The 25,296-nt window shown below is 67.5% G+C and carries 26 protein-coding genes, 1 pseudogene and 1 riboswitch; of the genes and pseudogenes, 18 read left to right on the forward strand and 9 right to left on the reverse strand.

The features are described 5' to 3' along the window. From WAW17_RS24705 to WAW17_RS24715, 3 genes and pseudogenes are all read right to left on the reverse strand, one after another. Nucleotides 1-647: pseudogene (locus WAW17_RS24705) on the reverse strand (apolipoprotein N-acyltransferase); the annotation flags it as partial. Beyond that, nucleotides 637-2,241: an amidohydrolase gene (locus WAW17_RS24710; protein WP_422335515.1), complete on the reverse strand. Its 1,605-nt coding sequence runs from the start codon at nucleotides 2,239-2,241 to the stop codon at nucleotides 637-639. The gene WAW17_RS24710 and the pseudogene WAW17_RS24705, both read right to left, overlap by 11 nt. 12 nt (nucleotides 2,242-2,253) lie before the next feature. Next, nucleotides 2,254-2,739: an FxsA family protein gene (locus WAW17_RS24715; protein ID WP_422335552.1), complete on the reverse strand. Its 486-nt coding sequence runs from the start codon at nucleotides 2,737-2,739 to the stop codon at nucleotides 2,254-2,256. Between the two features lie 202 nt (nucleotides 2,740-2,941). Here WAW17_RS24715 and WAW17_RS24720 point away from each other — a divergent pair, with 202 nt between their 5' ends. The 10 genes from WAW17_RS24720 to WAW17_RS24765 all read left to right on the forward strand — a co-directional run bounded on the left by WAW17_RS24720 (nucleotide 2,942) and on the right by WAW17_RS24765 (nucleotide 10,894). Beyond that, on the forward strand, nucleotides 2,942-3,574 hold the full coding sequence (locus WAW17_RS24720) for a hypothetical protein (protein ID WP_422335516.1): 633 nt from the start codon (nucleotides 2,942-2,944) through the stop codon (nucleotides 3,572-3,574). A 232-nt stretch (nucleotides 3,575-3,806) separates the two neighbouring features. Next, the gene (locus WAW17_RS24725) at nucleotides 3,807-4,574 is read left to right on the forward strand and encodes a TSUP family transporter (RefSeq protein ID WP_422335517.1); all 768 of its coding nucleotides are present in this window, start codon (nucleotides 3,807-3,809) and stop codon (nucleotides 4,572-4,574) included. A gap of 22 nt (nucleotides 4,575-4,596) precedes the next feature. Then, the gene (locus tag WAW17_RS24730; protein WP_422335518.1) at nucleotides 4,597-6,117 is read left to right on the forward strand and encodes a TldD/PmbA family protein; all 1,521 of its coding nucleotides are present in this window, start codon (nucleotides 4,597-4,599) and stop codon (nucleotides 6,115-6,117) included. Beyond that, entirely contained in the window at nucleotides 6,114-7,475 is a 1,362-nt protein-coding gene (locus WAW17_RS24735) for a metallopeptidase TldD-related protein (protein WP_422335519.1), read from the forward strand. Before WAW17_RS24730 ends, WAW17_RS24735 begins: the two co-directional genes overlap by 4 nt. 234 nt (nucleotides 7,476-7,709) lie before the next feature. Further along, nucleotides 7,710-8,000: a hypothetical protein gene (locus WAW17_RS24740; protein WP_422335520.1), complete on the forward strand. Its 291-nt coding sequence runs from the start codon at nucleotides 7,710-7,712 to the stop codon at nucleotides 7,998-8,000. Nucleotides 8,001-8,021: 21 nt separating this feature from the next. Continuing rightward, a complete protein-coding gene (locus WAW17_RS24745) occupies nucleotides 8,022-8,342 on the forward strand; it encodes an ANTAR domain-containing protein (protein WP_422335521.1) in 321 nt (106 codons plus the stop codon). Between the two features lie 238 nt (nucleotides 8,343-8,580). Next, nucleotides 8,581-8,802, forward strand: coding sequence for a hypothetical protein (locus WAW17_RS24750; protein WP_422335522.1), 222 nt, complete (start codon nucleotides 8,581-8,583; stop codon nucleotides 8,800-8,802). Then, nucleotides 8,799-9,089 (forward strand): ANTAR domain-containing protein, encoded by a 291-nt coding sequence (locus WAW17_RS24755; protein ID WP_422335523.1) that lies wholly within the window; start codon nucleotides 8,799-8,801, stop codon nucleotides 9,087-9,089. The genes WAW17_RS24750 and WAW17_RS24755 overlap by 4 nt, the downstream gene beginning before the upstream one ends. Nucleotides 9,090-9,129: 40 nt before the next feature. Beyond that, nucleotides 9,130-10,638: an FAD-dependent oxidoreductase gene (locus WAW17_RS24760; RefSeq protein WP_422335524.1), complete on the forward strand. Its 1,509-nt coding sequence runs from the start codon at nucleotides 9,130-9,132 to the stop codon at nucleotides 10,636-10,638. 70 nt (nucleotides 10,639-10,708) lie between these two features. After that, the gene (locus WAW17_RS24765) at nucleotides 10,709-10,894 is read left to right on the forward strand and encodes a hypothetical protein (RefSeq protein ID WP_422335525.1); all 186 of its coding nucleotides are present in this window, start codon (nucleotides 10,709-10,711) and stop codon (nucleotides 10,892-10,894) included. 11 nt (nucleotides 10,895-10,905) lie between these two features. On the opposite strand, the gene WAW17_RS24770 is transcribed toward WAW17_RS24765, so the two are convergent. Further along, nucleotides 10,906-11,298: a PPOX class F420-dependent oxidoreductase gene (locus WAW17_RS24770; RefSeq protein WP_422335553.1), complete on the reverse strand. Its 393-nt coding sequence runs from the start codon at nucleotides 11,296-11,298 to the stop codon at nucleotides 10,906-10,908. 59 nt (nucleotides 11,299-11,357) lie between these two features. Then, nucleotides 11,358-14,960, reverse strand: a complete 3,603-nt coding sequence (gene cobN, locus WAW17_RS24775; RefSeq protein WP_422335526.1) for a cobaltochelatase subunit CobN — start codon at nucleotides 14,958-14,960, stop codon at nucleotides 11,358-11,360. A 36-nt stretch (nucleotides 14,961-14,996) separates the two neighbouring features. Then, nucleotides 14,997-15,135, reverse strand: a riboswitch (cobalamin riboswitch). A 10-nt stretch (nucleotides 15,136-15,145) separates the two neighbouring features. Between cobN and cobG the strand changes: the two genes are divergently transcribed. The 3 genes from cobG to cobJ are packed head-to-tail and all read left to right on the forward strand — an operon-like array spanning nucleotide 15,146 to nucleotide 18,429. Continuing rightward, entirely contained in the window at nucleotides 15,146-16,279 is a 1,134-nt protein-coding gene (gene cobG / locus WAW17_RS24780) for a precorrin-3B synthase (RefSeq protein WP_422335527.1), read from the forward strand. Nucleotides 16,280-16,303: 24 nt separating this feature from the next. After that, complete coding sequence (locus WAW17_RS24785) at nucleotides 16,304-16,930, forward strand: precorrin-8X methylmutase (RefSeq protein ID WP_422335528.1); 627 nt, start codon at nucleotides 16,304-16,306, stop codon at nucleotides 16,928-16,930. Further along, nucleotides 16,927-18,429, forward strand: coding sequence for a precorrin-3B C(17)-methyltransferase (cobJ, locus tag WAW17_RS24790; RefSeq protein WP_422335529.1), 1,503 nt, complete (start codon nucleotides 16,927-16,929; stop codon nucleotides 18,427-18,429). The genes WAW17_RS24785 and cobJ overlap by 4 nt, the downstream gene beginning before the upstream one ends. 51 nt (nucleotides 18,430-18,480) lie before the next feature. On the opposite strand, the gene WAW17_RS24795 is transcribed toward cobJ, so the two are convergent. Next, entirely contained in the window at nucleotides 18,481-18,867 is a 387-nt protein-coding gene (locus WAW17_RS24795; protein WP_422335554.1) for a PIN domain-containing protein, read from the reverse strand. A 154-nt stretch (nucleotides 18,868-19,021) separates the two neighbouring features. Here WAW17_RS24795 and WAW17_RS24800 point away from each other — a divergent pair, with 154 nt between their 5' ends. From WAW17_RS24800 to WAW17_RS24815, 4 genes are all read left to right on the forward strand, one after another. Beyond that, nucleotides 19,022-19,288 carry a helix-turn-helix domain-containing protein gene (locus tag WAW17_RS24800; protein WP_422335530.1) on the forward strand — a complete coding sequence of 89 codons (267 nt, stop codon included), beginning with the start codon at nucleotides 19,022-19,024 and terminating at the stop codon, nucleotides 19,286-19,288. Next, a complete protein-coding gene (locus WAW17_RS24805) occupies nucleotides 19,285-19,947 on the forward strand; it encodes an ATP-dependent Clp protease proteolytic subunit (RefSeq protein ID WP_422335531.1) in 663 nt (220 codons plus the stop codon). The genes WAW17_RS24800 and WAW17_RS24805 overlap by 4 nt, the downstream gene beginning before the upstream one ends. A 35-nt stretch (nucleotides 19,948-19,982) precedes the next feature. Then, nucleotides 19,983-21,083 (forward strand): zinc-binding dehydrogenase, encoded by a 1,101-nt coding sequence (locus WAW17_RS24810; protein WP_422335532.1) that lies wholly within the window; start codon nucleotides 19,983-19,985, stop codon nucleotides 21,081-21,083. Nucleotides 21,084-21,160: 77 nt separating this feature from the next. Beyond that, nucleotides 21,161-21,913: a Mut7-C RNAse domain-containing protein gene (locus tag WAW17_RS24815; RefSeq protein ID WP_422335533.1), complete on the forward strand. Its 753-nt coding sequence runs from the start codon at nucleotides 21,161-21,163 to the stop codon at nucleotides 21,911-21,913. Nucleotides 21,914-22,019: 106 nt separating this feature from the next. On the opposite strand, the gene WAW17_RS24820 is transcribed toward WAW17_RS24815, so the two are convergent. Both WAW17_RS24820 and WAW17_RS24825 read right to left on the reverse strand, forming a co-directional pair. Beyond that, on the reverse strand, nucleotides 22,020-22,820 hold the full coding sequence (locus WAW17_RS24820; protein ID WP_422335534.1) for a ribosome hibernation promotion factor: 801 nt from the start codon (nucleotides 22,818-22,820) through the stop codon (nucleotides 22,020-22,022). Between the two features lie 71 nt (nucleotides 22,821-22,891). Further along, the gene (locus tag WAW17_RS24825; RefSeq protein WP_422335535.1) at nucleotides 22,892-23,326 is read right to left on the reverse strand and encodes an archease; all 435 of its coding nucleotides are present in this window, start codon (nucleotides 23,324-23,326) and stop codon (nucleotides 22,892-22,894) included. An 89-nt stretch (nucleotides 23,327-23,415) separates the two neighbouring features. Between WAW17_RS24825 and WAW17_RS24830 the strand changes: the two genes are divergently transcribed. Next, nucleotides 23,416-24,831 (forward strand): RtcB family protein, encoded by a 1,416-nt coding sequence (locus WAW17_RS24830; protein ID WP_422335536.1) that lies wholly within the window; start codon nucleotides 23,416-23,418, stop codon nucleotides 24,829-24,831. Between the two features lie 54 nt (nucleotides 24,832-24,885). Here WAW17_RS24830 and WAW17_RS24835 read toward each other — a convergent pair whose 3' ends face one another. Further along, nucleotides 24,886-25,227 carry a hypothetical protein gene (locus tag WAW17_RS24835; RefSeq protein WP_422335537.1) on the reverse strand — a complete coding sequence of 114 codons (342 nt, stop codon included), beginning with the start codon at nucleotides 25,225-25,227 and terminating at the stop codon, nucleotides 24,886-24,888. Nucleotides 25,228-25,296: the final 69 nt, after the last annotated feature.

The raw sequence follows: 25,296 nt of genomic DNA on the forward strand, positions 1-25,296 counted from the left end.
AGGCCGCCCGTCAGTGGACGTTTCCAGTCCAGCGCACCGCGTGCCCGGGCTCGCACGGTCACGGCGACAGAGGCGAGCCCGGCACCGGTCGACGCCACCGCGAACGACAGCAGCGGGGCGCCGCCGAGACCCGCGAGGGGCAGGAACCACCCATCCGACTGCCCGAACGCCAGTCGCCCCCAGGGGAATCCGCCGAACGGGACGCTAGAGCGGAGCCACTCGGTGAGCGACCAGCACGCCGCGATCCACAGCGGCGCCCAGCGCAGCCCGGACACGAAGACGGCCAGCAACCCGAACAATCCGATGAACAACGACTCGACAGCGGCGAGCGCGAGCCACGGCAGCGCGCCTACGAACACACCGATCCACGGCAGGAGCGGCACCAGGAACCCGAGGCCCGCGAGATAGCCGTAGCCGAAACCCGCACGGAGCCTGGGCGCCGGTCCCCCGGCGCCGGTCAGCACCAGAACCAACAGGGCGATCCCGATCGGCGCGAGGAACCACAGCGGTCGCGGCGGAAAGCCCGCGAACACCAGGAAACCGGCCAGCACCGACACGACGGATCGCAGCAGCACTCCCCTCCCGCCCGTGGTCCAGCGCTTCACGTGCCCCGGCGTCGAAGTTGCGGTTGCCGGCTCACCGCTCATGAACGACGCTCCCGCGGTGCACCGAACGAAGCAGCACCGGCATCGGAGCGTCCTGCTCGAGACGAGGCAGTGCCGGCACCCGGGAGCGGGGATCGGTGGACCACCGTTGCACGGAGTCCTTGGGAGCACTCACCACCAGTTCACCCGCATCCCAGATCGCGTACGACGCCGGCGCTCCCGGATTCAGCGTGCCCGCCAGTCCGTCCCGCACGCCGCCGGCACGCCACGCGCCGCGGGTCGCGGCCGAGAACGCCGCCCGGGGTGAAATCCCACTGCCGGGGGTGCGGTGATGCACAGCCGCGCGGAGCATGGCCCAGGGTTCCACGGGCGTCACCGGCGCGTCGGAGCTCAACGCCAGTGAGACACCTGCGGCTGCCGCCGGGGCGAAGGGATTGAGGGTGAGGGCTCGTTCGGTACCCAGCCGCTGAGCGTAGAGACCGTCCGCGCCGCCCCACAGCGCATCGAACCCGGGCTGCACGCTGGCGATGATGCCCAGGGCAGCGAGTCGGCGCGCGCTGTCCACCGTCATCATCTCCGCGTGCTCGAGCCGGTGTCCGACCGCGGCGACGGCGGGCCCGCCCAGCTCCCCTGCCACCCGCTCGAAAGCTTCGACCGCCGCATCCACGGCGGCGTCGCCGATCACGTGGAATCCGGCCTGGACCCCAGCGACCGTGCAGGCGTGAACATGAGCCGCGATCTCCTCGACCGTGAGATAGCTCCTACCGGTGACACCAGCCAGATCGGCGTACGGTTCGCTGAGCCAGGCCGTGTGCGATCCGAGCGAGCCGTCGACGAAGAGGTCCCCGCCGAGCGCGTGCGCGCCTGTGGCCTGCATCAGTTTTCGCGCCTCGTCCGCGTCGGTCACCGCCTCGCCCCAGTAGCCGCGGACCTCGACCCCGTGTGGGCTGGACAGGAGTTCGCGAAAGTCGTCGAGCCCGGCGATGTCAGGGCCACCGCACTCGTGCACGGCCACGATTCCCCGCGCAGCCAGGGTATCGAGTGCCGCGGCCCGTGCGGCGGCCCGCTGCTCGGTGGTCAGAAGTGAACGGGCGACGGTGCGCGCGGCATGGTGAGCGTCGAAGGTGAGCGGGCCGTCCGTGGCGAAGCCCGACGTGGCGGCGAGGTCGGGAACCAGCGCCCGCAGTGCCGTCGAGCACACCGCCGAGTGCACGTCGATTCTCGACAGGTACACCGGCCGTCCCGGTGCGGCCTCATCCAATTGGGCCGTGCTCGGGACCGATTCCTCCGGCCACGTCGACTCGTCCCAGCCGTGCCCCCAGATCACGGCGTCGCCATGCGTGCGTGCGAACGACTGCAGTCGGTCGAGGAGTTCACGTATCGAGCCGACACCGACAAGGTCGAGTCCGACGATGTTGAGCCCGAGGGCGGTCACGTGCACGTGCGTGTCGACGAACGCGGGTGTGACGAACGCCCCACCGAGATCGATCACCTCGGCGTCCGGGTGCAGCGCCCGCGCGGCCCGATCGTCGCCGACCCACACGACCGTGCCGTCGGTGACCGCCATCGACGTGGCATCCGGTGCGAAGGAACTGTAGATTCGGCCGCCGACCAGCAGTTGTGTAGTCACGGGCAACCAGTCTGCCTCCTAGGGCAAGGCGCGGGGCTCACGGGTCCGGGTTCGGGAAGTCCACTCGACGTCCACCACCTCACCCTCGATCACCTCGCCGGCACCGCGACGCGGTGCGCGCGTGAACGCCTCGGCGCCGGCCGCGACCACCGCCGCCCGGCGCCCGGCCAGCAGAACCACCACCGGTCGCATCAGCCAACGGGTGGGCGGAATCAGGAAGAGGAGCCCGAGCACCGAGGTCACGAGGCCGGGCACGAACATGAGGGCAGAACCCAAGGCGACGAGCGCGCCATCCGCGACCGCTGTTCCGGGCGACCCTTTCCCACCCGCCGCCTGGCGCAATCCCTGTATGACACGACGCCACTGCGAGCGCATCAGCAGAAGTCCGATCAGCGTGCCGCCGAGGAACAGGAGGACTGTCCACAGCAGGCCGATGGTGCTGCCCATCCAGACGAGGGCGGCGATCTCCACCACCGCATACAGCAGGAACAGTGCGGCGTACATGACGCTCCCTTTCGGACGGTCGAGTTGGTCGAGGCCTGTGTAGCGGACCGTCTGATGATTCAACGCGCGACGGCGCCGGTTTTCTCCCGACCGAAGATCTCGAACAGCTCACGATACTAACCCTCAAGTTGACATCGAGACTTTGCCCGTGATGCAGTGCTGTCGATGGGGTTCTCGAAGCCCACGCCACCGAGGAGTCACAATGAGTCGTTCCACCTTCGTCCGCCGAGCCACCTCCGCTCTCGCCTCCGCCGCCGTCGTCGGCATGCTGTCCGCTGCCCCGGCCACCGCGGATCCGGCCCCCGTGGCCCAGGTCCCGGATTCCGCGAGGGGCGCCGCCGAACTGCAAGCTCTCGCCGCCGAGGTGTCTCCCGCCGCGTCCGCCGCCGTGAACCAGATTCTCGGCGCCAGCGTGTTCGTGCCCAAGGAGATTCTCCGACTGGACATGACCACCCCGCAGGACTTCGCGTACCCGTCCCCCACCTTCGGCTGCGGCGTGGCCGGCGAGGAGGCGACGGCAACACTCGCGAGCGCGCAGGCGGGGCCCAACTTCCTCCCGGGGATCGGACCGGGTCAGCTGAGGTTCCAGGCGATCCCCGGTTACATCGGGATACCGCAGACCTCCGGTCTCAGCGTGGCCTGGTTCAACCTCACCACGTTCCAGGGCGGCATCGTCCCACTCGACGACGAGATACCCGTCATCAATACCCCGCTGCTCTCGAAGATCGTCGACACCGGCAAGGGCACCGTCCTCGCAACGATGTACGGCACGGTCGGGTATCCGGATTCGGTGACGTGCACGGTGGTCCCGACCGTCGGCACCTTCACCGCATAGCTGGGCGGGTTCCGAACTTCCCCACCCGCCCGCCTACGAGCCGGGCCATACCAGCCCGGTCTCGTAGGTCGCGATCACTGCCTGAAACCGGTCGCGGACATCGATTCGGTGAGCATCCTCCCCTGTGCGATTCGATCGTCGACTCCGACAGGAAGAGCCGCGCCGCCACCTCCTCTTCGTAGGCGCGCCGGGCGCCGGGGCACTCTGCTATCCGTGTGATTGAGTCGGCACCATGGATGTGGGGAATTGGGCTGTCCTGCTGACCGCCGCGGCGGCCGCCGGATGGGTGGATGCAGTAGTGGGCGGCGGCGGACTGATCCTCATTCCCGCCCTCTTCCTCGTCGCCCCGAACCTGACACCGCAGGCGACGCTGGCAACCAACAAGCTCACCGCGTTCACCGGCACGTCGGCGGCGGTGCTCACATTTGCGCGTCACCTCCCCATGAACTGGCGACTGCTCGTTCCGGCCGGTCTGCTCGCCGCGGTCGCATCGGCGCTCGGCGCCGCGACGGTGTCACTCATCGACAAGGACGTCTTCATCCCGCTCATCATGGTGGTTCTCGTCGGTGTGGCCGTGTTCGTCACCCTCAGGCCACAATTGGGCACCATGCTGGCGAAGGACCGGCCGACGCAACGCAAGTTCACGGCCGTCGTTCTGCTCTCGGCCGGACTGTTCGGCTTCTACGACGGACTGTTCGGGCCGGGCACCGGAACCTTTCTCATCATCAGCTTCGCAACGTTCCTCGGCACGGAGTTCGTTCGCAGTGCCGCCATGGCGAAGGTCATCAATCTCGGATCCAATCTGGGTGCACTGGTGTTCTTCGCCGCCACCGGTCACGTGCTGTGGGCACTCGGACTGACCATGGCGATCTGCAACGTGGCCGGCGCGGTCACCGGGTCGCGGATGGCACTGCGCCGAGGTTCCGGATTCGTCCGGGTCACGCTGCTCATCGTGGTGATCGGCATGGTGATCCGGCTCGGTTGGCAACAGTTCGGCTGATTCTCCTACTACGGTGGTGCGGGTGACGGATCCTCGACAGGTCGACCCGGAATTCCTTGCGCTCCCCCTGCGTTCACTGGCCGACGCGGCACTGTCCACCGCACGTGCCGCCGGCGCATCGCATGCCGATATGCGGGTCCATCGGCTCACCAGCCAGTCCCTGCGCCTACGCGACGGCGAGGTCCAGGCGGCGGTCGACACCTCCGAACTCGGTTTCGCCGTTCGGGTCGTGGTCGACGGCACGTGGGGATTCGCATCCCACGCCGAACTGACGCCCGCGACGGCCACCGCGACAGCGGAGACCGCGGTGGCGGTGGCCCGGGCCCTGCGCGGGCTCAACCGTGAGCACATCGCGCTCGCGGACGAACCGGTGTATCCCGACGCCCACTGGGTATCCGACTACGACGTCGATCCCTTCGAAGTGTCCACCGCGGAGAAGGTCTCGTTGCTCACCGACTACTCGCATCGACTGCTGGCCGCCGACAGCGTCGATCACGTGGTGGCGAGTTGCCTGCAGGTGAAGGAGCAGACCTTCTACGCCGACCTCGCCGGGTCCTCCATCGTCCAGCAACGGGTGCGGCTGCATCCCTCACTCGAGGCGACGACCGTCGACCAGTCGGCCGGGGAGTTCGAGACGATGCGTACCCTCGCTCCCCCGGTCGGCCGTGGCTGGGAGTACGTCGGTACGGACGGCGTGTGGAACTGGACCGACGAACTGGCCCGGATTCCGGAGTTGCTGGCGGAGAAGGCGAAGGCCCCGTCGGTGCGGGCCGGACCCACCGATCTGGTGATCGACCCCACCAATCTGTGGCTGACCATCCACGAGTCCGTGGGGCACGCCACCGAGTACGACCGTGCGATCGGATACGAATCAGCTTATGCCGGAACCTCCTTCGCGACGCCGGATCAGCTGGGCACCCTGCAGTACGGTACCCCGATCATGCACGTCACGGCGGATCGGACCGAGCGCCACGGCCTCGCCACCACCGGCTACGACGACGAAGGTGTGCACACCCAGTCGTGGGATCTGATCGCCGACGGCGTCCTGGTCGGCTATCAACTCGACCGCGCGTTCGCACCGCGGCTCGGTCTCACGCGGTCCAACGGATGCTCGTACGCCGATTCACCCCATCATGTTCCGATCCAGCGGATGGCGAACGTGTCGCTGCAACCCGACCCCGTCACGGATCGCAGTACGGATGATCTGATCTCCGGTGTGGAGAACGGCATCTACGTCGTAGGCGACAAATCGTGGTCGATCGACATGCAGCGCTACAACTTCCAGTTCACCGGGCAGCGGTTCTACCGGATTCGCGGAGGTCGGCTCGACGGCCAACTCCGCGACGTGGCCTACCAGGCCACGACCACCGACTTCTGGGGATCGATGGAGTCGGTGGGCGGACCCTCCACTCGCCGGCTGGGTGGTGCATTCAACTGCGGGAAGGCGCAACCCGGTCAGGTGGCGGCCGTGAGTCACGGCTGCCCGTCCGCACTGTTCCTCGGCGTCAACGTACTGAACACTCGGGCGGAAGGCGGCCGATGATCGCACCGCAGCAACTCGTCGAGCAGGTCCTGGGCGGGGCCACCGTGGACGAAACGATCGTCATCGTCACCGACGCCAGCGAAGCGTCCCTGCGGTGGGCGGGCAATTCGATGACCACCAACGGCGTGTCCACCCTGCGCACGTGGACGGTGATCTCGATCGTGCGCGTCGGCGACACGGCTCGGGTGGGTGTCGTCACCTCGTCGAGTGTCGATGCCGCCGACGTCGGCGCCGTCGTCCGATCTGCCGAAGGTGCTGCCCGTGGGGCCCGTCCCTCATCCGATTCGATGCCGCTGCTCACGGGGAACGGGCCGGACACCAATTGGGACGATCCGGCCGCACACACCGAGATCGGAGCGTTCGAGCAGCTCGTCCAAGATCTGAGCAGGGGCTTCGACGGCGACGACCAGCTGTACGGCTTTGCCCATCACCAGCTCCACACCACCTGGCTGGGCACCTCCACCGGCATCAGGAGGCGGTTCGCCGCACCCACCGGATCGGTCGAGATCAACGGCAAGCGCGGTGACGCCAGCGCGTGGGTGGGTGCCGGCACCAAGGACTTCACCGACGTCGCGAGCGTGAAGATGCTCGAGGAGCTCTCGACCCGCCTGGACTGGGCTCGCAGCCGGGTGGAGCTGCCGGCCGGGCGGTACGAAACGATCCTGCCTCCGTCCGCCGTGGCGGATCTGATGATCTATCTGATGTGGTCGATGGAAGGCAGGGCCGCCGAAGAAGGTCACTCGGCGCTGTCGGTACCCGGAGGCACCAGGGTGGGAGAGCGTCTGAGCTCCCTTCCCCTCACTCTCTCGTCCGACCCATCCGCGCCTGGCCTGGAATACGCGCCGTTCGTCGTCACCGAGTCCTCCTCCGAGTCGGTGTCGGTCTTCGACAACGGCATGGACGCACGCCGCGTCGAATGGGTGCGCCACGGCATCGTCAACGCCCTTGCCTACCCCCGTGCGGCCGCCGCGGAGTTCGGTGCGGAGGTGGCAGTGCCCGGCGAGAACCTGGTTCTCGACGCCGGCGGTGCCGCGAGTCTCGACGAGATGGTGGCCGAGACCGAACGCGGGCTGCTCCTCACCACGCTGTGGTACATCCGCGAGGTCGACCCCGCCACCCTGCTGCTGACAGGGCTCACACGAGACGGCGTCTATCTGATCGAAGAAGGAACGGTGACCGGCGCGGTCAACAATTTCCGTTTCAACGAGAGTCCCCTCGACCTGCTGCGGAGAACAACACAGGCCGGTCGCACGGGGCGCACCCTCCCGCGGGAGTGGAAAGACTGGTTCACCAGGACGGCGATGCCGCCTCTGCGTATCCCGGATTTCCACATGTCGTCGGTGAGCAGGGCGCTCTGAGCGACCGGCGCTCGCGGTGCCGATCCCAACCCGGGCCGAATACGGACATTCGCCTGGGTAAGCGATTCGAATCGTTTGGTATAAATACAGGGAGCAACATGTATGACCTTCCCCACATTTTGCGGGGTGGGCATCGTTGATCACCGGTCTCCAGAGAACGGGACCTCGCCTCGGACGCGCCCTGCAATCGGCGCGCCCCGAGTCCGTCCCGCCAAACTCTGCCGAGGTGGTTCCATGCAATCCGAGACAGCGCCCGAGCACACGGGGCCCCACCACAGAGTGCTTCACCACAGAGCGCTTCACCACAGAGCGCAACACCGAACCGCGCTCGACCGCACAGCGCGCGCGGATTCGCCGCGAGCACGTCGGTGGGACAAGTTCGGTCTCGCGGATGCAGCGATCGTCTCGTTCGTCAGCGTGGTGTCCCCGGTGGGGATCGGAATCATCGCCGGATCCGCAATTGTGGCGGTAGCCGGCGGTGTGATCGTCTTTGTCGCCACAGCGGTATTCATCGCTGCCGTGTGAGTGTTCGGAAAGGCAGAACCGATGTCAATAGAGCAGAAATCTCCGTCTCACGCGGGAATCGAGGAGACCGTACGGTCAAACCGCCGGGGGTCGTACCGGTACGGCGACGGACGTGAAGTCCTCGCCATGGCCAAGGGCGTCCTCATCGCGACCCGCGGCTACGGCGATGCCGAGGCCTTCGACGAGTTACTCGACGTCTCCCGGCGTCACCACGTCAGTGTGCTGCGAGCAGCAAAGGCCCTGGTGGATCTCGCCACCCACCGACAGCAGGAGGACACGACTCCCGTCGACGCGCCGGACCCGCTGAGTTTCGACGAATGGGCGGGTCTGCTGACCCGGTAGTTCCCGCAGGCTGGTGTCCCGCCGCCGCAGCGGCCGCGCTGAGCCCTCGCCAGTGACAGTGGGCGAAATGTCCGCTATAAAGGGACCAGACGGCCATACTGCATCTCGTGTTCCAGCCGGGAATGCTGCGGGCTCGAATCACATCTCCGGTCTCCAGAGAACGGGACCAAACCTCCGATTTCATGCCGCGAGCTCACGCGCGCCCGGAGTTACCCATCTCGTCTCGTCAGGAGAGATCATGCATTCCCCCATACTCGACGCCGAGTCACCGACGGCCGCCGGAATCCGTCCCTTCGCGACGGTTCGTGCGCGCGCCGGTGCTGCCGACGCCCTGATCATCACCTTCGTGTGCCTCATGTCCGCGATCAGCATCGGCGTCATTTCCGGGTCCGTGGTCGCCGGTGCCGTGTCCGGCCTCATCGTCCTGGCGGCCACCGTCGTCGTGGTGGTCGTCGTATGACCGTGCACCACTTCCACAGATCCACATTTCTCACCACCTCGCCCGTCCGGGTACACCTCCTTCCCCAGGCCAAGAGTCTGCTGATCGCCCGGCGCGGGTACGGCGACGCCGAAGCGTTCGAAGAACTGCTCGACGTGGCTCATCGCCACCACGTCAGTGTCGCCCGCGCAGCCCGTTCACTGATCGAACTCGCCTCCCGCACGGAGAATTCGGGTCACGCGCTTCCCGGTGATTTCGCAGAATGGTCGGCCCTCCTGGCGCGCCCCCTCCTCGCCGGAGGGGTGTAGCGGCGGTTTCGGTCTCCCGGCTCCAGGGAAAGCAACACCTATGACGTCGCTATGGCTCGATCGCGCCCGCCTGGTCTCGACAACGCAGGACGTCCGTGCCTGGGGAGACCGGCGCCACTACGACACCGTCGTCGTGGGTGCCGGGCTCACCGGATTGACCACCGCATTGTTGCTGGCACGCTCGGGCCGGACGGTAGCCGTCGTCGAGGCACGCACGGCCGGCGCGGTGACCACCGGTAACACCACCGGGAAGGTGAGCCTGCTGCAAGGCACCCGGCTCAGCGCCATCGCCCGCCGGCATTCGCGTCACATCCTCCGCTCCTACGTCCAAGGGAATCTCGAGGGGCAGCAGTGGCTGCTGCGCTACTGCGCGGAGCGAGGGGTCTCCTTCGACGTCGAGCCGGCGGTGACGTTCGCGCAAGAGTCGTCCGGCGCCGACGCCGTCAGAGCTGAGTACGAGGCCTGTCGGGCCGCCGATCTGCCGGTCCGGCCGGCGACCGAGATCGATCTTCCCGTGCCGTCCACGGCTGCCGTCGTTCTCGAGGAGCAGGCCCAACTCGATCCGATGCCATTGCTCGCTGCCATGGCGGACGACCTGCGCACCTGTGGTGGGGACCTGTTCGAACACCGCCGAGTGACCGGGGTACACCGTTCCGGTGCCGACGGGCACCGCGTGGTCACGGCCGACGGGGACATCGAGGGGACGCATGTCGTTCTGGCCACGGGGATACCGATTCTCGACCGGGGCGGATTCTTTGCACGTCTGCATCCGGAACGTTCCTACGCGCTCGCGTTCGCGATGCCGGACGGCGCACCGCGTGGAATGTATCTGTCAGCCGATCAGCCCACGCGCTCACTCCGGCCCGCCGACGATCGACGTGTGCTTCTGGTCGGCGGAAACGGGCACATCGTCGGCCGAAAGGATTCACCCCGCACAGCGGTCGACGATCTGATCGACTGGACACACCGCTATTTCCCCGGTGCCGAACTCACACACCGCTGGGCGGCACAGGACTACTCGTCGCTCGATTCCCTCCCGTATGTCGGACCGTTGGTACCGGGACGGGAGGGCATTCTGGTGGCGACAGGCTACGGCAAGTGGGGCATGACGAACGCCGTCGCGGCGGGTCTCCTTCTGTCCGCGCGGATCCTGGGCAGCCGCGTGCGATGGGGGGACGCCTTCCAGAGCTGGTCCCTCGCACAGGTCTTCGACGTTCCTCCCGCGGTCAGGATCAACGGCGAGGTGGCCGTCAACATGGCGACGGGCTGGATCGGCACGGCACTCGGCCGCGACCGTCACGCGGACGCGCAGCCGTCGAACACCCCGTCCGGACGAGTTGTGAGGGAAGGACTGCACCCGGTGGGAGTGTGCACGGCCGACGGGAAGAGTTCCCGTGTCTCTGCCGTGTGCCCACATCTCGGTGGAATCCTCCGGTGGAACGACGCCGAAGAGTCCTGGGATTGTCCCCTGCACGGATCGCGCTTCGCCGCCGACGGCACCGTTCTCGAAGGTCCCGCCACCCACGACCTACGCCGGATAGAGGTGTGAGAAACCATCCGACCGGCCCGCGTGGTTCGAGTAGGCGGCACCTGACCGCTCCCCGTGGCAGACTCCGCATATGGCATTCACAGTGCAATTGCGCAGCAACCGTCTCGGATTCGGAGACGACGTTCGCTACGAGGTCATCCCGGGCGGAGTACTGCAGATCACCAAGGCCGACGGTGAAGTGATTCTCTACAGCCCCGCCGAATGGTCGGCTGTCGAAGCGACGCCGGCCCGCTCAGCCTACGAAGCCGAAGACTGAGATCGAGTTACCTACCGTGACTCGGTGATCGCCAGACCGATGGTGCCGGTCCTTCCACGACGAAGCAGGCTGCCCTTCATCGAGATCCAGCCGAGGATGCCGTACTTGCGTGCGATCACGTCACGCGCATGATCGGTGGCCTCGGCATCGAGAATGTCGGCGCGGGCGGGAATCGCAGGCCCCTTCGGCTTGCCCCGCAGGTCGCACACCGCGACCGTCACTTCCGGGTTGCGGCGGATGCGTTTGACCTTGTACGAGTCGGTGACCGTCCACATCAGCAGGCGATCACCGTCGGGCGCCGCCCACAGCGGTGTGGCCACCGGAGTGCCGTCTTTGCGAAACGTGGTCAGGAGAACGTACTTCGCGGCCGATACCTTATCGAATTCTGTGGTCACCCGGCCCATGCTAGACGGGCGGCTGCCCGTGATCACCTATCGAGCTCGGAGGCAGCTGGTCGAACGGACTACTCCCCCTCGAGCTCACCCTCGGTTTCGAGGTACACCTGCCGGAGTGCGTCGAGCGTCTGCTGTTCGGGGTGCTCCCACATATCCCGCTCGGCCGCCTCGAGCAGCCGTTCGGCGATCCCGTGCAGGGCCCACGGATTGGACTGTTCCATGAACTTGCGATTCTGCTCGTCCAGCACGTACGACTCGGCGAGCTTCTCGTACATCCAGTCGGCCACCACGTTGGTGGTGGCATCGTATCCGAACAGGTAGTCGACGGTGGCGGCCATCTCGAACGCACCCTTGTAGCCGTGCCGCCGCATCGCCGCGAGCCAGCGCGGATTCACCACCCGCGCACGGAACACCCGTGCCGTTTCCTCCGACAAAGTGCGGGTGCGGACCGACTCCGGTCGGGTGCTGTCGCCGATGTACGCCTCGGGGGACTTTCCCGTCAGCGCCCGCACCGTCGCGACCATCCCGCCGTGGTATTGGAAATAGTCGTCCGCGTCGGCGATGTCGTGCTCGCGGGTGTCGGTGTTCTTGGCAGCCACGGTGATTCGCCGATACGCCGAGCGCATGTCGTCGGCAGCCGGAACACCGTCCAGCCCCCGACCGTACGCGAACCCACCCCACGTGGTGTACACCTCGGCGAGGTCGGCATCGCCGCGCCAGCTCTTGGAATCGATCAGTTGCAACAGTCCGGCGCCGTAGGTGCCCGGCTTCGAACCGAAAATGCGGGTAGTGGCGCGCCGTTCGTCACCGTGCTCCGCGACATCCGCCTGCGCGTGCGCCCGGACGAAGTTGCTCGCGGCCGGCTCGTCCAGACCGGCGACGAGCCGGACGGCGTCGTCGAGCAGCGCCAGCACATGCGGGAACGCGTCGCGGAAGAAGCCACTGATCCGGACGGTCACATCGATCCGAGGACGGCCCAGTTCCTCGAGGTCGATCACCTCGAGGTTCACCACCCGCCGGCTGGCCTCGTCCCACACCGGGCGCACGCCGAGGAGCGCGAACACCTCGGCGATGTCGTCTCCCGAAGTGCGCATGGCCGAAGTTCCCCACACCGACAGACCTACCGAACGGGGCCAGTCGCCATGATCGGCACGGTAGCGCTCGAGCAGCGAGTCGGCCATGGCCTGGCCGGTCTCCCATGCGAGCCGTGACGGGACCGCCTTCGGATCGACGGAATAGAAGTTGCGGCCGGTCGGGAGCACATTGATCAGCCCGCGCAGCGGGGAACCGCTGGGGCCGGCAGCGATGAACCCGCCGTCGAGGGCGTGCAGCACCTGGCCGATCTCGTTGTCTGTTTCCCGCAGACGCGGAACCACTTCGGTGGCTGCGAAGCGGAGGATCCTGGCGACCACCGGATCGTCGGTGAGGGTCGCGGCCGCCGCCGGATCCCACTCCACGTCGAACATGCCCTGTACCAGTGCATGCGCCTGCGCCTCCACGTCGTCGACGCGGTTGCGGGACTCGTCGCCTTCCTCGCTGAGACCGAGGGCCTCGCGCAGCCCGGGCACGGTCTGCTCCCCGCCCCACATCTGCCGGGCACGGAGCATGGCGAGTACCAATTCCACCTCTGCGTCGCCCTGTGGCGCCTGCCCGAGCACATGCAGGCCGTCACGTATCTGGACGTCCTTGATCTCGCAGAGCCATCCGTCGACGTGCAGGAGCATGTCGTCGAACACGTCCTCGTCGGGGCGTTCGCCGAGACCGAGGTCGTGGTCCAACTTCGCAGCGCGCATCAGTGTCCAGATCTGCTGCCGGATGGCCGGCAGCTTCGCAGGATCGAGCGCGGAGATATTGGAGTGCTCATCGAGCAGTTGCTCGAGCCGGGAGATGTCGCCGTAGCTCTCGGCACGGGCCATCGGTGGGATCAGGTGATCCACCAGCGTGGCGTGCGCGCGCCGCTTCGCCTGCGTGCCCTCACCGGGGTCGTTGACGAGAAACGGGTAGATGAGCGGCAGGTCGCCGAGCGCGGCGTCGGTGCCGCACGACGCGGACATGCCGAGCGTCTTGCCGGGCAACCACTCCAGATTGCCGTGCTTGCCGAGGTGCACCACGGCGTCGGCACCGAAACCGCCTGCGGCGGCGTCCGCAGCGATCCACCGGTAGGCCGCCAGGTAGTGATGACTCGGCGGCAGGTCGGGGTCATGGTAGATCGCCACCGGCTTCTCGCCGAACCCCCGAGGCGGCTGCACCATGAGAACAAGATTCCCGAACTGCATTGCGGCAATGACGATTTCGCCGTCCGGATCCCGGGATCGGTCTACGTACAGCTCACCCGGCGCCGGACCCCAGTGCTGCTCCACGGCCTCGCGCAGGTCCGCGGGCAACACCGAGAACCACTCGCGGTAGTGGGCTGCGGAAATCCGGATGGGGTTGCCTTCGAGCTGCTCGGCGCTCAGCCAGTCGGGATCCTGCCCGCCCGCGGCGATCAGCGCGTGGATCAGGGCGTCCCCGTCCTGGGCGGCGAGCCCGGGCACCGCATCCGGTCCCTCCTCCGGCCCGAGGTCGTAGCCCACCGCGCGCATCTCGGTCAGTAACCGGATCGCACTGGCCGGGGTGTCGAGCCCGACGGCATTGCCGATGCGGGCGTGCTTGGTGGGATACGCGGACAGCATCAGCGCAATCCGTCGTTCGCCGGCGGGGATGTGCCGTAGCCGGGCGTGCCGGACGGCGATGCCCGCGACTCGGGACGCACGTTCGGCGTCGGGCACGTAGGTGGACAGGCCGTCGGTGTCGATCTCCTTGAACGAGAACGGCACGGTGATGAGGCGTCCGTCGAACTCGGGCACCGCCACCTGCGTCGCAACGTCGAGTGGTGAGAGCCCGTCATCGTTGGAATCCCAGGATTCGCGGCTGCTGGTGAGACAGAGTCCCTGCAGGATCGGCACGTCGAGCGCGGCCAGTTCGGCAACGTCCCACGCCTCGTCGTCGCCGCCGGCCGACGCACCGGCCGGCCTGGTGCCGCCGGCCGCGAGCACGGTGACCACGAGAGCATCTGCCCGGCGCAGGCTCTGCAGCAGCTCCGGTTCGGCGGTGCGCAGCGACGCGCAGAAGATCGGAAGAGGATTGCCGCCCGCCGCGTCCACCGCCTCACACAGCGCCTCGATGTAGTGGGTGTTTCCGGCCAGATGCTGAGCGCGGTAGTACAAGACCGCGATCGTGGGCCGATCCTCCGTCGGCGTTCCGGCGAAGGACGCCACACCCCAGCTGGGCAGGTGGACCGGGGCGTCGAATCCGTGGCCGGTGAGCAGCACGGTGTCGGACAGGAAGTGATGCAGCTCGGCGAGGTTGTCCGCACCGCCCTCGGCGAGATAGTTGTGGGCCTCGGCCGCCACCCCGGCCGTCACGGTGGAGCACTCCATCAGCTCGGCGTCGGGGGCGTGCTCCCCGCCGAGGACGACAACCGGCAGGCCGGTGGCCAGGACCGCGTCGATACCGTCCTCCCACGCGCGTCGGCCGCCCAGGATACGCACGATCACCAGGTCGGCGTTCTCGAGCAGCCCCGGCAGATCTTCCTCGACCAGAAGCCGAGCCGGATTGGCCCACCGATAGTCCGCCTTGCTGGCTCGTGCACTGAGCAGATCGGTGTCGGAGGTGGAGAGCAGCAGGATCACGGTGGAGCCTTCCTGGGGTGTCGCGCCCCGTGTAACGCAGGTCGATGGACCGCAGTGAGGGTCTGGCTCGCCCGCCGGTTCGACGAGTTCACAGTGGCGCGACCGCACCGGATTCACACCGGTTTCCTCTCCTGCTGCCGCAAGTGCTGGTGATGCTACCGGGCGTCGGACGTAACCTGAGAACCATGGTCGCTCCACGTTTCCGTCCCGACGCCTGCCCCGGTGCGCTGCAGGTGCACCAGGCCGCCGACGGGGCTCTCGCCCGGGTCCGCCTTCCCGGCGGTGTTCTCACGTCGGCGCAGGTGCAGATGCTCGCCGAGTCGGCGCGTGACCTCGGGAACGGTGAAATCGAGTTGACCTCGCGGGGCAACGTCCAGTTGCGGGCGGTCCGCGATCCGGGCGAATTCGCTCGCAGGCTCGGCGACGCCGGACTGCTGCCGTCCCCGACGCACGAGCGGGTGCGCAACATTCTGGCCTCCCCGCTCAGCGGCCGGATCGGTGGAGTCGCGGACCTGCGGGAACTGGTGCACGACCTCGACCGGTTACTGTGCGCCGACCCCGCACTGGTGGAGCTTCCCGGGCGGACCCTGTTCACCCTCGACGACGGACGTGGAGATGTCTCCCTGCTGGGCGGCGACTTCGGTGTCCACGCGATCAGCCGGACCGAGGTGGCGCTGATCCTCGCCGGCCGCGACAGCGGTGCGCGCGTGGCGGCCACCGACTCCGTCGAGGTCCTGCTGGGCGCCGCGCGAGCATTCCTCGCGATCCGCGAGCAGCACTGGCGGCTGTCGGAAATCGTCGGCGGTGTCGAACAGACGCTGAGGAACCTCGCCCTGGAGGCGACGTCGGAGCCGGTCACCGCCTTCGCTGAATCAAGGCCACCGATCGGGTGGCTCGATCAGCCGAGCGGCGCGGTGACCCTCGCCGGCGGCCTGGCCTTCGGCGTTCTCGGTGTCCGAATGGCCGAGTTCCTCGCCGCGGTCGAGAAGCCCGTCGTGATCACCCCGTGGAAGTCGGTGCTGCTGTGCGATCTCGACGAGTGGACCGCCGAGCAGGTGGTGCGGGTGCTCGCCCCCATGGGTCTGATATTCGACGAGAACTCCCCGTGGCTCGAGGTCAGCGCGTGCACCGGCCGGCCAGGATGCGAGAAAGCCCTCGCGGACGTGCGGACCGAAGCGCGGGAGGCCGTCCGACTAGGAACGTTGCCGGTCGAGGGCAGACAGCACTGGTCGGGATGTGAGCGGTGTTGCGGCCGGCCCAAGGGTGAGGTGGCCGACGTCGTTGCCACCCCAACCGGTTACCGGGTGGAAGGGCCCTGACCGGCGTTCCTCTATGGTCAGGCCATGACCGAGTACATCCGAGACGGCGCGGAGATCTACCGCCAGTCCTTCGCCACGATCCGTGCCGAGGCGGACCTGAGTGCATTCCCAGGGGACGTCTCGCAGGCCGTGGTCCGCATGATCCACGCGAGCGGCCAGGTCGATCTCGTGAAAGACATCGGATTCACCCCCGGTGTCGTGAAGGCCGCGAGGGAAGCCCTCGCGAACGGTGCTCCGATCCTCTGCGACGCGAACATGGTCGCCGCCGGCGTCACCCGCAAGCGCCTGCCCGCGAACAACGAGGTGCTGTGCACCCTTCGTGACCCGCGCGTTCCCGTGCTCGCGAAGCAGATCGGGAACACCCGGACGGCGGCCGCGCTCGAACTGTGGGGCAGCAAACTGGGGGGCGCCGTCGTCGCGATCGGCAACGCCCCGACCGCGCTGTTCTACCTGCTCGAGATGATCGAATCGGGTGCACCTCGGCCGGCGGCCATCGTGGGTGGGCCGGTCGGTTTCATCGGTGCGGCCGAATCCAAGGAAGCGTTGATCGAGCATCCCAGTGGGCTCGACTATCTGGTGGTGCGCGGCCGGCGTGGTGGCAGTGCCATCACCGCGGCAGCCCTGAATGCGATTGCGAGCGAAGTGGAATGAGCGGCGAGTCGAGCGGATCCGGCAAGTTGTGGGGTGTCGGTATCGGACCGGGCGACCCCGAACTGGTCACGGTCAAGGCGGCGAGGGTCATCGCTGCCGCCGACGTCGTGGCGTTTCACAGCGCCCGCCACGGCAAGAGCATCTCGCGGGCGGTCGCCGCGCCCTACATGCGCGAGGGCCAGATCGAGGAGCACCTCGTCTACCCCGTCACCACCGAGACCGTCGACCATCCTGGTGGGTATCAGGGCGCAATGGACGAGTTCTACGAGGAAGCCTCGCACCGACTCGCCGCGCACCTCGAGGCCGGCCGTTCGGTGGCCCTGCTCGCCGCCGGCGATCCCCTCTTCTACAGCTCCTACATGCACATGCACAAGAGGCTGGCCGATCGCTTCGAGGCCGAGGTGATCCCCGGCGTCACGTCGATCAGCGCCGCGTCCGCCGCCCTGGGCACACCGCTGGTCGAGGGCGAGGAAATACTCACCGTGCTCCCCGGAACCCTGCCGCAGGGCGAACTCACCCGACGTCTGCGAGAAACCGATGCCGCCGCGATCCTCAAGCTGGGGCGCACCTACCCGGCGGTACGGCAGGCGCTGAAGGATTCCGGTCGCATCGACGAAACCTGGTACGTGGAGCGGGCCAGCACCGGGCGAGAGCGCATCGATCGCGCGGACGACGTGTCCGACAACGACGTTCCTTACTTCTCCATTGCCATCGTTCCGAGTCCGTCGAACTCCCGCGGGGACGCCGAGGTGCCCCGGGGTGAAGTGGTCGTCGTCGGACTCGGCCCCGGCGATCAGGCCTGGACCACACCCGAAGTCCGGCAGGAACTTTCGCTCGCCACCGACCTCGTCGGCTACGGCCCCTACATCGACCGGGTTCCCGAGCGGCCCGGCCAGCGCCGGCATTCCAGCGACAACCGCGTCGAGGCGGAGCGCGCCGCGATGGCCCTCGACCTCGCGAAGAACGGCGCCCGCGTGGCCGTGGTCTCCTCCGGCGATCCCGGTGTGTTCGCGATGGCGGCCGCCGTGCTCGAGGTGGCCGCCGAGGACCAGTGGCGCGACGTCCCGGTGCGCGTACTTCCCGGGATGACCGCCGCGAACGCCGTGGCAAGCCGGGTGGGCGCACCCCTCGGGCACGACTACGCCGTGCTGTCGCTGTCGGATCGCCTCAAGCCCTGGGACATCGTGGCCACGCGGATCTCCGCGGTGGCGGCCGCCGACATGGCCTTCGCCGTCTACAACCCCGCGTCCAAGTCGCGCACCTGGCAGGTGGCCGCCATGCGCGACCTCGTCCTCGAGCACCGCTCCCCCGACACCCCGGTGATCATCGGCCGCGACGTCGCCGGTGCGCAGGAATCGGTGCGGGTGGTCCGGCTCGCCGATCTCGACCCGGCGGAAATCGACATGCGGTGCCTGCTCATCGTCGGTTCGTCGATGACCACCGTCGTCGAGCACGAGCACGGCACCCGGGTCTTCACCCCGCGAAATTACCCCGGCTGAGCGGCGAGAGTTCCACCCGCACTCTCTGCGCCCGCGAGTCCGGTAGGACCGTTACGACTCGATGCGGTCCAAGAGCTGGCGCGGACCGATTACGTTGGCCCCGAGCGTCTCTGCCCGAGCGCGGAGCCCGCGATCTGCCGTGACGACGGTGATCGAACGGTTGTCGTCCTCCTCTGCTGCCGCAGCCACCACACGCACGATCTCGTCGTCACCGGAACCGTGCGCGAGCACCACACGAAGGCCTTCGAGTTCCGGATCGTCCGCACCGGCGACCGCGGCTATGGCCGCGCCCTCGAGCACGACGACCACTTCGGCCGGTAGCTTCGAACGCACATCCAGCGAGTTCAGCTTCACCAGCAGTCGTCGAGCCGCACCAGCACGATCTCGCCACCACCCATCGGGCCTCGAACCGACGACATTCGCAGCATCCACCACCATCAGCTGACCTCGGTCATCCGTCACACGCTCAGTCTCCTCCTCCTCGTCGATCTCCCCACGGGAAGAGGACATGCCGTCTACGCAGCGAGAAGGCGTGTAGTCGTCCGGAGGCAACTATCCAGCCTCATATCGTTTTCGAGATACCATGAATGGTATGTCGGCACCTCGCCGCACGTCTTTTCCCGGACTGGAACACCTGTCCGAGCAGCGCCGGGCGCTAATGGACGAACTGGTGGCGTCCCGTCGCCACCACGGCTTCAGCCAGACGGATATCGCCGCCCGGATGGGTACCTCGCAGTCAGCCGTGGCCCGGCTCGAGCGAGGAGACATCGATCCTCGTCTCTCCACTCTCGAGCGGTATGCGGCTGCGGTGGGCGGCACGGTCGACTGGCGGATACGTACACAGCGGGAGCCCCCATGAACATCTGGCCACCACCATCCCCACCGCCCTTTCCTCCGTTTCACACCCCGTGGGAGCCGGAGCCACGCCCCGCCACGCCCCGGCCGACCGCGCCCACGCAGTACGTCATCGCCGGCAGACCCGACTGGCTTGCGGAGCGCCTGTTCGACCAGCGGATCATCTCCCTGACCGGACGAGTCGGTCCGGACGACGTCAATCGGGCGGTCACCTCCCTTGCACTGCTCGACGCCTCGGGTGACGACCCCGTGCAACTGTGGCTCTGCGATGTCGACGCCGACCTCGACAGCGTGTTGACGCTGCTCGATGCGCTCGGCTCGATGAGGGTCCCGATCCACGTCCGATGTCTGGGCACCATTACAGGGATCGCGATCGCTCTCCTCGCCCCCGCCGATCAGCGCACAGGAACCCCACACGCCACGTTTCGTCTCCGGGAACCGCGCACCACAAGTAGTGGTCGCCCATCCGACGTCACCAGTGAAGCCGAGCGCCATCGGCAACAACTGAGGACGCTGCAACGGCGCATCGCCGACGCATGCCACCGCCCGATCGAGGACGTGACCGCCGACATGCACGCACAGCGCATCCTCTCCGCCCCGCAGGCATTGGAGTACGGGCTCCTCGACACCATCACGTCCGAACGAATGCCTGAGCGGGACTGACGACGAGGTCCGCCCGAAGTGAAGGAGGTAGCGCTGTGAAAGCCGCTGTGTTCCACGGAGGCGACCCCACGATGACCATCGAGGACATTCCGCGTCCGACACCACGGCGCGGTGAAGTACTCGTGAAGGTATCGGCATGCGGGGTATGCCACACCGACCTGCACGTGCTCCGGTCGGAGGTGAGATTCCCGGCACCCGCCGTTCTCGGGCACGAGGTGTCGGGCACGGTCGAGGAAACCGGAGACGGCGTCGAGGGATTCGAGCTCGGTGATCCGGTGGTGTGCAGCTTCATCATGCCGTGTGGCGACTGCCGGCACTGCGTGCGCGGCAGAGAAGATCTGTGCGAGAAGTTCTTCGCGTACAACCGGCTCGAGGGCACGCTGTACGACGGCGAGACACGGCTGTTCCGTCCGGACGGAACACCGTTGGCGATGTACTCCATGGGCGGGCTCGCCGAGTACTGCGTGGTTCCCGCAACCGACGTGTTCAGGGTCCCCGCAGGTGTCGGGCTGCGGGAAGTCTCGATCCTCGGCTGCAGCTCATTCACCGCGTTCGGCGCCGTGCACAACGTTGCCGAACTGTCGATGGGCGACAAGATTGCCGTCATCGCGGCCGGTGGGGTGGGCTCGAGCATCGTCCAATTCGCCAAGGTTGCGGGCGTGTCCCAGATCATCGCCGTCGACGTGAGCGAGGAGAAGCTGACCGCGGTTGCGGCCCTGGGGGCCACCCACACTGTCAATTCCGCAACCACCGACCCGGTGGCGGCGGTACGGGAATTGACCGGAGGCAGAGGCGTCCAGGTGTCGTTCGAAGCACTGGGTCGAGCCGACACGTTCGCGACGGCGGTGAACGTGCTCGACGACGGTGGACGTGCGGTGGTGGTCGGCATCGCCCCTGCAGGTATGACCGGCGAGATCGACCTCGCCCGCCTGGTCCGTCGCAAACTCGAGATCCGGGGCTCGTACGGCGCCCGCGCCCGGGCGGACATGCCGGTGCTGCTCGACATGGTGGCGGCGGGGATCGTGCAGCCCGAGCGGGTGATCACCAGGCGATACAAGCTCGACGACGCCGCGGACGCCTACCAGGCTCTCGCCCGCGGCGACATCGTCGGCCGCGCCGTCATCGAGATGAGCTGAGCGCGACGTCTCCGCGCATCGTTCCCGTTCGTCAACCGCGGTTGTGCCCGTCCACCGTTCGGCGGGACCATGATGCCGTGGCCGGCTGCGTGACCGTCCGGGTGTATGCCGAGCTGAACGACTTCGTCGCCGCCGAATACCGGGGCGTCGCGGCAAGCCGTCCGTTCCGTGCACACCAGACGGTCAAGGACGTCATCGAGGCCATGGGCGTGCCGCACACCGAGATCGACCTCATCCTGATCGACGGGGAACCGGTGAGCTTCGGGTACCGGCCGCGGGCGGGAGACCGAATCGCGGTCTATCCGCTCTTCGAAGCGCTCGACATCGGATCGATTGCGCGGCTGCGGCCGGAGCCGCTGCGTGAGCCGAGGTTCGTCGTCGACGTCAACCTGGGCGGGTTGGCTCGCCTGCTTCGCCTCCTGGGTTTCGACGTGAGCTGGGATTCGTCCGCGGAAGATCACGCCTTGGCACGGATCACCCAGGAAGAGGCGCGGATCGTCTTGACCCGCGACCGGGGCCTGCTCAAACGCCGAGCGATCACCCACGGACTCTTCGTGCACTCCGATCGCCCGTTGGAGCAGGCCGTCGAAGTCACCCGCCGCCTCGACCTCGGTGGACGCCTCGCCCCGTTCACACGATGCCTGCGCTGCAACGGCATGCTGGTCGCGGTGCCCAAGGCCGAGGTGATCGACCAACTCGAACCGCGCACTCGCAAGTACTACAACGAGTTCAGCCGCTGCTCACACTGCGGTCGGATCTACTGGGCAGGGTCGCATCATCACACACTCGAATCGCTCGTGGACGCGATCACGCAGGGTGTCACAGCATGATCGGGGCCACCCTCCACTCCGACCGTGGCATCAGTTTCTCGCGCCGAGGGCCGTCGACGGCCCGGTGGCTTGCAGACCCCCCGCGGGCTGCGGCCGCGAGGTTCTCCTACGCCGGGGTGATGAGACCGTAGTGCCCGTCGTATCTGCGGTAGAGGAGTCGGCCGCGTCCGGTGTCGGCGTCGGCGAAGAACAGGAACGGTGTCCCGAGCAGGTTGAGCCGCTGCACCGCCTCCTCAGTGGTGAGCCGGGGCGCGGGCTGGCTGCTGACCGTCAACTCGAGCTGATGTGTGCCGAGCTGAGACGGCTCGGGTGGCGTCAGCTGAGCCAGACGGTAGCCACCGGACTCGTCGCGGTAGAGAACGCTGTCTTCACCGGTACCCACCTCGTTGAACAGGTGGAAGTCGTAGTCGAGCAGGTCCATGTCGAACGCGGCCTCGTCGACCGTGCTGTTCGACAGAGCAAACGACTTGTGCCGGACTATCTCCCTCTCCTCTTCCTGCCTGGGAAAGTAGTCCGGACGGTGCGCAGGCTCGGACGTGTGCCGCCACTCGTGCGGCTCGGACGACGGCATCTTGCCCCGCCGGCTCTCCCAGTGTTCCGCGATGCGCTCGAGACGGTGGCGCAGGCGGGCCTCGAGTCGGTCGACCGCTTCGCGCGTGTTCGTGGCTTCGACCTGCGCACGGACCGGGCGCCCGTTCACGTCCAGGTTCGCCTGCGCGACCACAGGTCTCTCCACGGCGGGATCCGGATGTTTGCTCACCTTGACTCGCGCGGAGAGGATCGGCTCGTGGGCCAGCCGGCCCAGCCCGCCGATCTTGTAACGCACGTAATCCTCGGCACCCGGATGGTGACCGTGGGTGGTCACGTCGATGTCGAATGTGGTTTCTGGCTCGGATGGATGGCTCATGATTCGTTGCTACGCCGCGGTCCCGGATGCAGGAAGAGTCGAAGGGCCCGAATGGGGGCAGCACGATCCGGTCACACGTCGATCGTGACCGCGCACTGCCATCCCTGCGGCCCGGGAGCCAGCCGGAGCTGATGCAGCGACACCGCCTTCGGAACGGCCCCGGTCTGTTGTAATGCTCGTGCGTCTGTCATCGCGAACACGACATCGACGCCACCGTCCACCGCCTCGAGTGCCACGTCGACGGGCACCTCCCCGGTGGTCTCGAGGAGATAGATCATCTCGTCGAGCACGGCGACGAGCACATCTTCGTCGCCGCAGGCACTCAGCCGACGCCGACACGTGTGCTCGGAACGGGCCGCGGACAGGTCGAGGAAACTCGAGACGGTGCCGAGCACCGCGCGAGCGATGCACCGGTCGCGGGTGGGTGCCCAGGCCTCGATTCGCAGGTCCGCCGTGTGGGGCACGGCGCGGTAGCCGGCCACCTCGTCATTCAGCGGGTCATTCACGTGCGGCTCCCTGATCTTGTTGCCAGCAGCACCTCTGCGTGGCGACGATAGGTGTACGGGAATCCGAACACTCATGATGGACGCATCGTATGAAAATCGTCGAGGAAACCCCGTACCGCTTTCGGATCGAACGAGAAGGCGCGATGCGGGTGCCCGGGATCGTGTTCGCTGCGAGGTCCCTGCTGCCCGAAGAAGACCAGGCGCTGACCCAGGTGGCCAACGTGGCGACACTGCCGGGAATCGTGCAGGCGTCCTACGCCATGCCCGACGTCCACTGGGGATACGGCTTTCCCATCGGCGGAGTCGCTGCGACCGACATCGATGCAGACGGTGTCATATCCCCCGGCGGGGTCGGCTTCGATATCTCCTGCGGGGTGCGGCTCCTCGTCGCTCGTGGCCTGGAGCGGCAGACGCGGGAACGTTGGATCGGCCCCGTGATGGATCGGCTGGACCACGCCATACCGCGCGGCATGACCACCAGGGGGGTGTGGCCCCTGCCGAGCCGCACGATGTTGCTGCGCGTGCTGGAGGGTGGGGCCCGGTTCGCGGTGGAACAGGGGCACGGCATCGCCCGGGACCTCGCGCGGTGCGAGGACGACGGCGTCATGAGCGGGGCCGACGCGGCCGCGGTCAGCGAGCGCGCCGCCGAACGCGGCCTCGGACAGCTCGGGAGCCTCGGTTCCGGCAACCACTTCCTCGAGATCCAGGCCGTCGACCGCATCTTCGATTCGCAGACAGCTGCAGTGATGGGCCTGCGGGAGAACGCGATCTGCGTGATGATCCATTGCGGATCCCGGGGTCTCGGTCACCAGATCTGTACCGACCACGTCCGGGAGATGGACAAAGCCATGGGCCGGTACGGAATTCACGTACCGGATCGCCAGCTGGCGTGTGCCCCGGTCCGCTCCCCCGAAGGGGAGGCATACCTGTCGGCGATGGCCGCTGCGGCCAACTACGGACGTGCCAACCGCCAGCTGCTCACCGAGGCCGTACGCAGGATCTTCGAGCAGCAGACAGGAACGACGCTCGATCTCCTCTACGACATCTCGCACAACCTCGCCAAGATCGAGTCGCACGTTGTCGATGACCGGCTCCGCACGTTGTGCGTACACCGTAAAGGCGCCACCCGGTCACTTCCACCCCACCATCCCGACGTCCCGGCCGACCTCGCCGACGTGGGCCAGCCCGTTCTGATTCCCGGGACGATGGGCACCGCCTCGTACGTCTTGGTGGGAGTTGCCGGCAACCCCGCTTTCTTCTCCACCGCCCACGGTGCCGGCCGGGTGCAGAGCCGGCATCAGGCCGCACGGCACACCAGCGGAAAGGCCTTGCGCGCCAAACTGGAGAACCAGGGCGTCCTCGTCCGCGGAAGCTCGTGGAAGGGGCTCGCCGAGGAGAAGCCGGAGGCCTACAAGGACATCGATGCCGTCGCCGACACCAGCCATGCGGCAGGACTGGCGCACAAGGTGGCCCGCCTCGTTCCCCTCGGTGTGGTCAAGGGTTGAATAATCCCCTCGTGCAAACTCATCGAGTTGACATGACGCGTGCGGAGCTATGGTTCACTGCTTCGTCTCGTCAGGTTTCCCCGCCTCTTCCGGCGTGGTCGCGCCTTCCGACTTGCCTTCGGATCCACTCAGCGTGCGGTCCGCGCTGCGGACGATGCTGCGCAGAAAGTCGTACTGCGTCGTGACGAGCTTGTCTGCCATGTCCAGGGCGGCGTCGATGACCGTCTCACGCCGCGAGGGGCGGTCGCCCGAAGTGGGAATCGCCTCGTCGACGGTGTTGACGAACTTGCGTACCGCCTCGATCGCGGCCCGCTGTCCGGATTCGACCGACTCGAGCACCTCCTCGGACAGGTCGGCCGCTCGACTCGCTACGGACTTCTCGGTGCCTTCTGACATGGTGGCGCTCCTCAGGTTGGATGCAAGACGCGAGCGCTCCGGTCGGTCTTCTCACTTCGGGCAGGCGGC

Source organism: Rhodococcus sp. (in: high G+C Gram-positive bacteria) (assembly GCF_049286785.1).
Classification (GTDB): domain Bacteria; phylum Actinomycetota; class Actinomycetes; order Mycobacteriales; family Mycobacteriaceae; genus Rhodococcus_F.

What these genes read in the sequence shown, in the direction of transcription:
- WAW17_RS24820 (WP_422335534.1), bottom strand. Translation starts at nt 22,820, where the DNA reads ATGAGCCATCCATCCGAGCCAGAAACCACATTCGACATCGACGTGACC.
- WAW17_RS24755 (WP_422335523.1), top strand. Translation starts at nt 8,799, where the DNA reads ATGACCGTGCACCACTTCCACAGATCCACATTTCTCACCACCTCGCCC.
- WAW17_RS24715 (WP_422335552.1), bottom strand. Translation starts at nt 2,739, where the DNA reads ATGTACGCCGCACTGTTCCTGCTGTATGCGGTGGTGGAGATCGCCGCC.
- WAW17_RS24795 (WP_422335554.1), bottom strand. Translation starts at nt 18,867, where the DNA reads ATGGTGGTGGATGCTGCGAATGTCGTCGGTTCGAGGCCCGATGGGTGG.
- WAW17_RS24805 (WP_422335531.1), top strand. Translation starts at nt 19,285, where the DNA reads ATGAACATCTGGCCACCACCATCCCCACCGCCCTTTCCTCCGTTTCAC.
- WAW17_RS24735 (WP_422335519.1), top strand. Translation starts at nt 6,114, where the DNA reads ATGATCGCACCGCAGCAACTCGTCGAGCAGGTCCTGGGCGGGGCCACC.
- WAW17_RS24765 (WP_422335525.1), top strand. Translation starts at nt 10,709, where the DNA reads ATGGCATTCACAGTGCAATTGCGCAGCAACCGTCTCGGATTCGGAGAC.
- cobJ (WP_422335529.1), top strand. Translation starts at nt 16,927, where the DNA reads ATGAGCGGCGAGTCGAGCGGATCCGGCAAGTTGTGGGGTGTCGGTATC.
- WAW17_RS24830 (WP_422335536.1), top strand. Translation starts at nt 23,416, where the DNA reads ATGAAAATCGTCGAGGAAACCCCGTACCGCTTTCGGATCGAACGAGAA.
- WAW17_RS24740 (WP_422335520.1), top strand. Translation starts at nt 7,710, where the DNA reads ATGCAATCCGAGACAGCGCCCGAGCACACGGGGCCCCACCACAGAGTG.
- WAW17_RS24720 (WP_422335516.1), top strand. Translation starts at nt 2,942, where the DNA reads ATGAGTCGTTCCACCTTCGTCCGCCGAGCCACCTCCGCTCTCGCCTCC.
- cobG (WP_422335527.1), top strand. Translation starts at nt 15,146, where the DNA reads ATGGTCGCTCCACGTTTCCGTCCCGACGCCTGCCCCGGTGCGCTGCAG.
- WAW17_RS24725 (WP_422335517.1), top strand. Translation starts at nt 3,807, where the DNA reads ATGGATGTGGGGAATTGGGCTGTCCTGCTGACCGCCGCGGCGGCCGCC.
- WAW17_RS24785 (WP_422335528.1), top strand. Translation starts at nt 16,304, where the DNA reads ATGACCGAGTACATCCGAGACGGCGCGGAGATCTACCGCCAGTCCTTC.
- WAW17_RS24800 (WP_422335530.1), top strand. Translation starts at nt 19,022, where the DNA reads ATGTCGGCACCTCGCCGCACGTCTTTTCCCGGACTGGAACACCTGTCC.
- WAW17_RS24750 (WP_422335522.1), top strand. Translation starts at nt 8,581, where the DNA reads ATGCATTCCCCCATACTCGACGCCGAGTCACCGACGGCCGCCGGAATC.
- WAW17_RS24835 (WP_422335537.1), bottom strand. Translation starts at nt 25,227, where the DNA reads ATGTCAGAAGGCACCGAGAAGTCCGTAGCGAGTCGAGCGGCCGACCTG.
- WAW17_RS24760 (WP_422335524.1), top strand. Translation starts at nt 9,130, where the DNA reads ATGACGTCGCTATGGCTCGATCGCGCCCGCCTGGTCTCGACAACGCAG.
- WAW17_RS24745 (WP_422335521.1), top strand. Translation starts at nt 8,022, where the DNA reads ATGTCAATAGAGCAGAAATCTCCGTCTCACGCGGGAATCGAGGAGACC.
- WAW17_RS24770 (WP_422335553.1), bottom strand. Translation starts at nt 11,298, where the DNA reads ATGGGCCGGGTGACCACAGAATTCGATAAGGTATCGGCCGCGAAGTAC.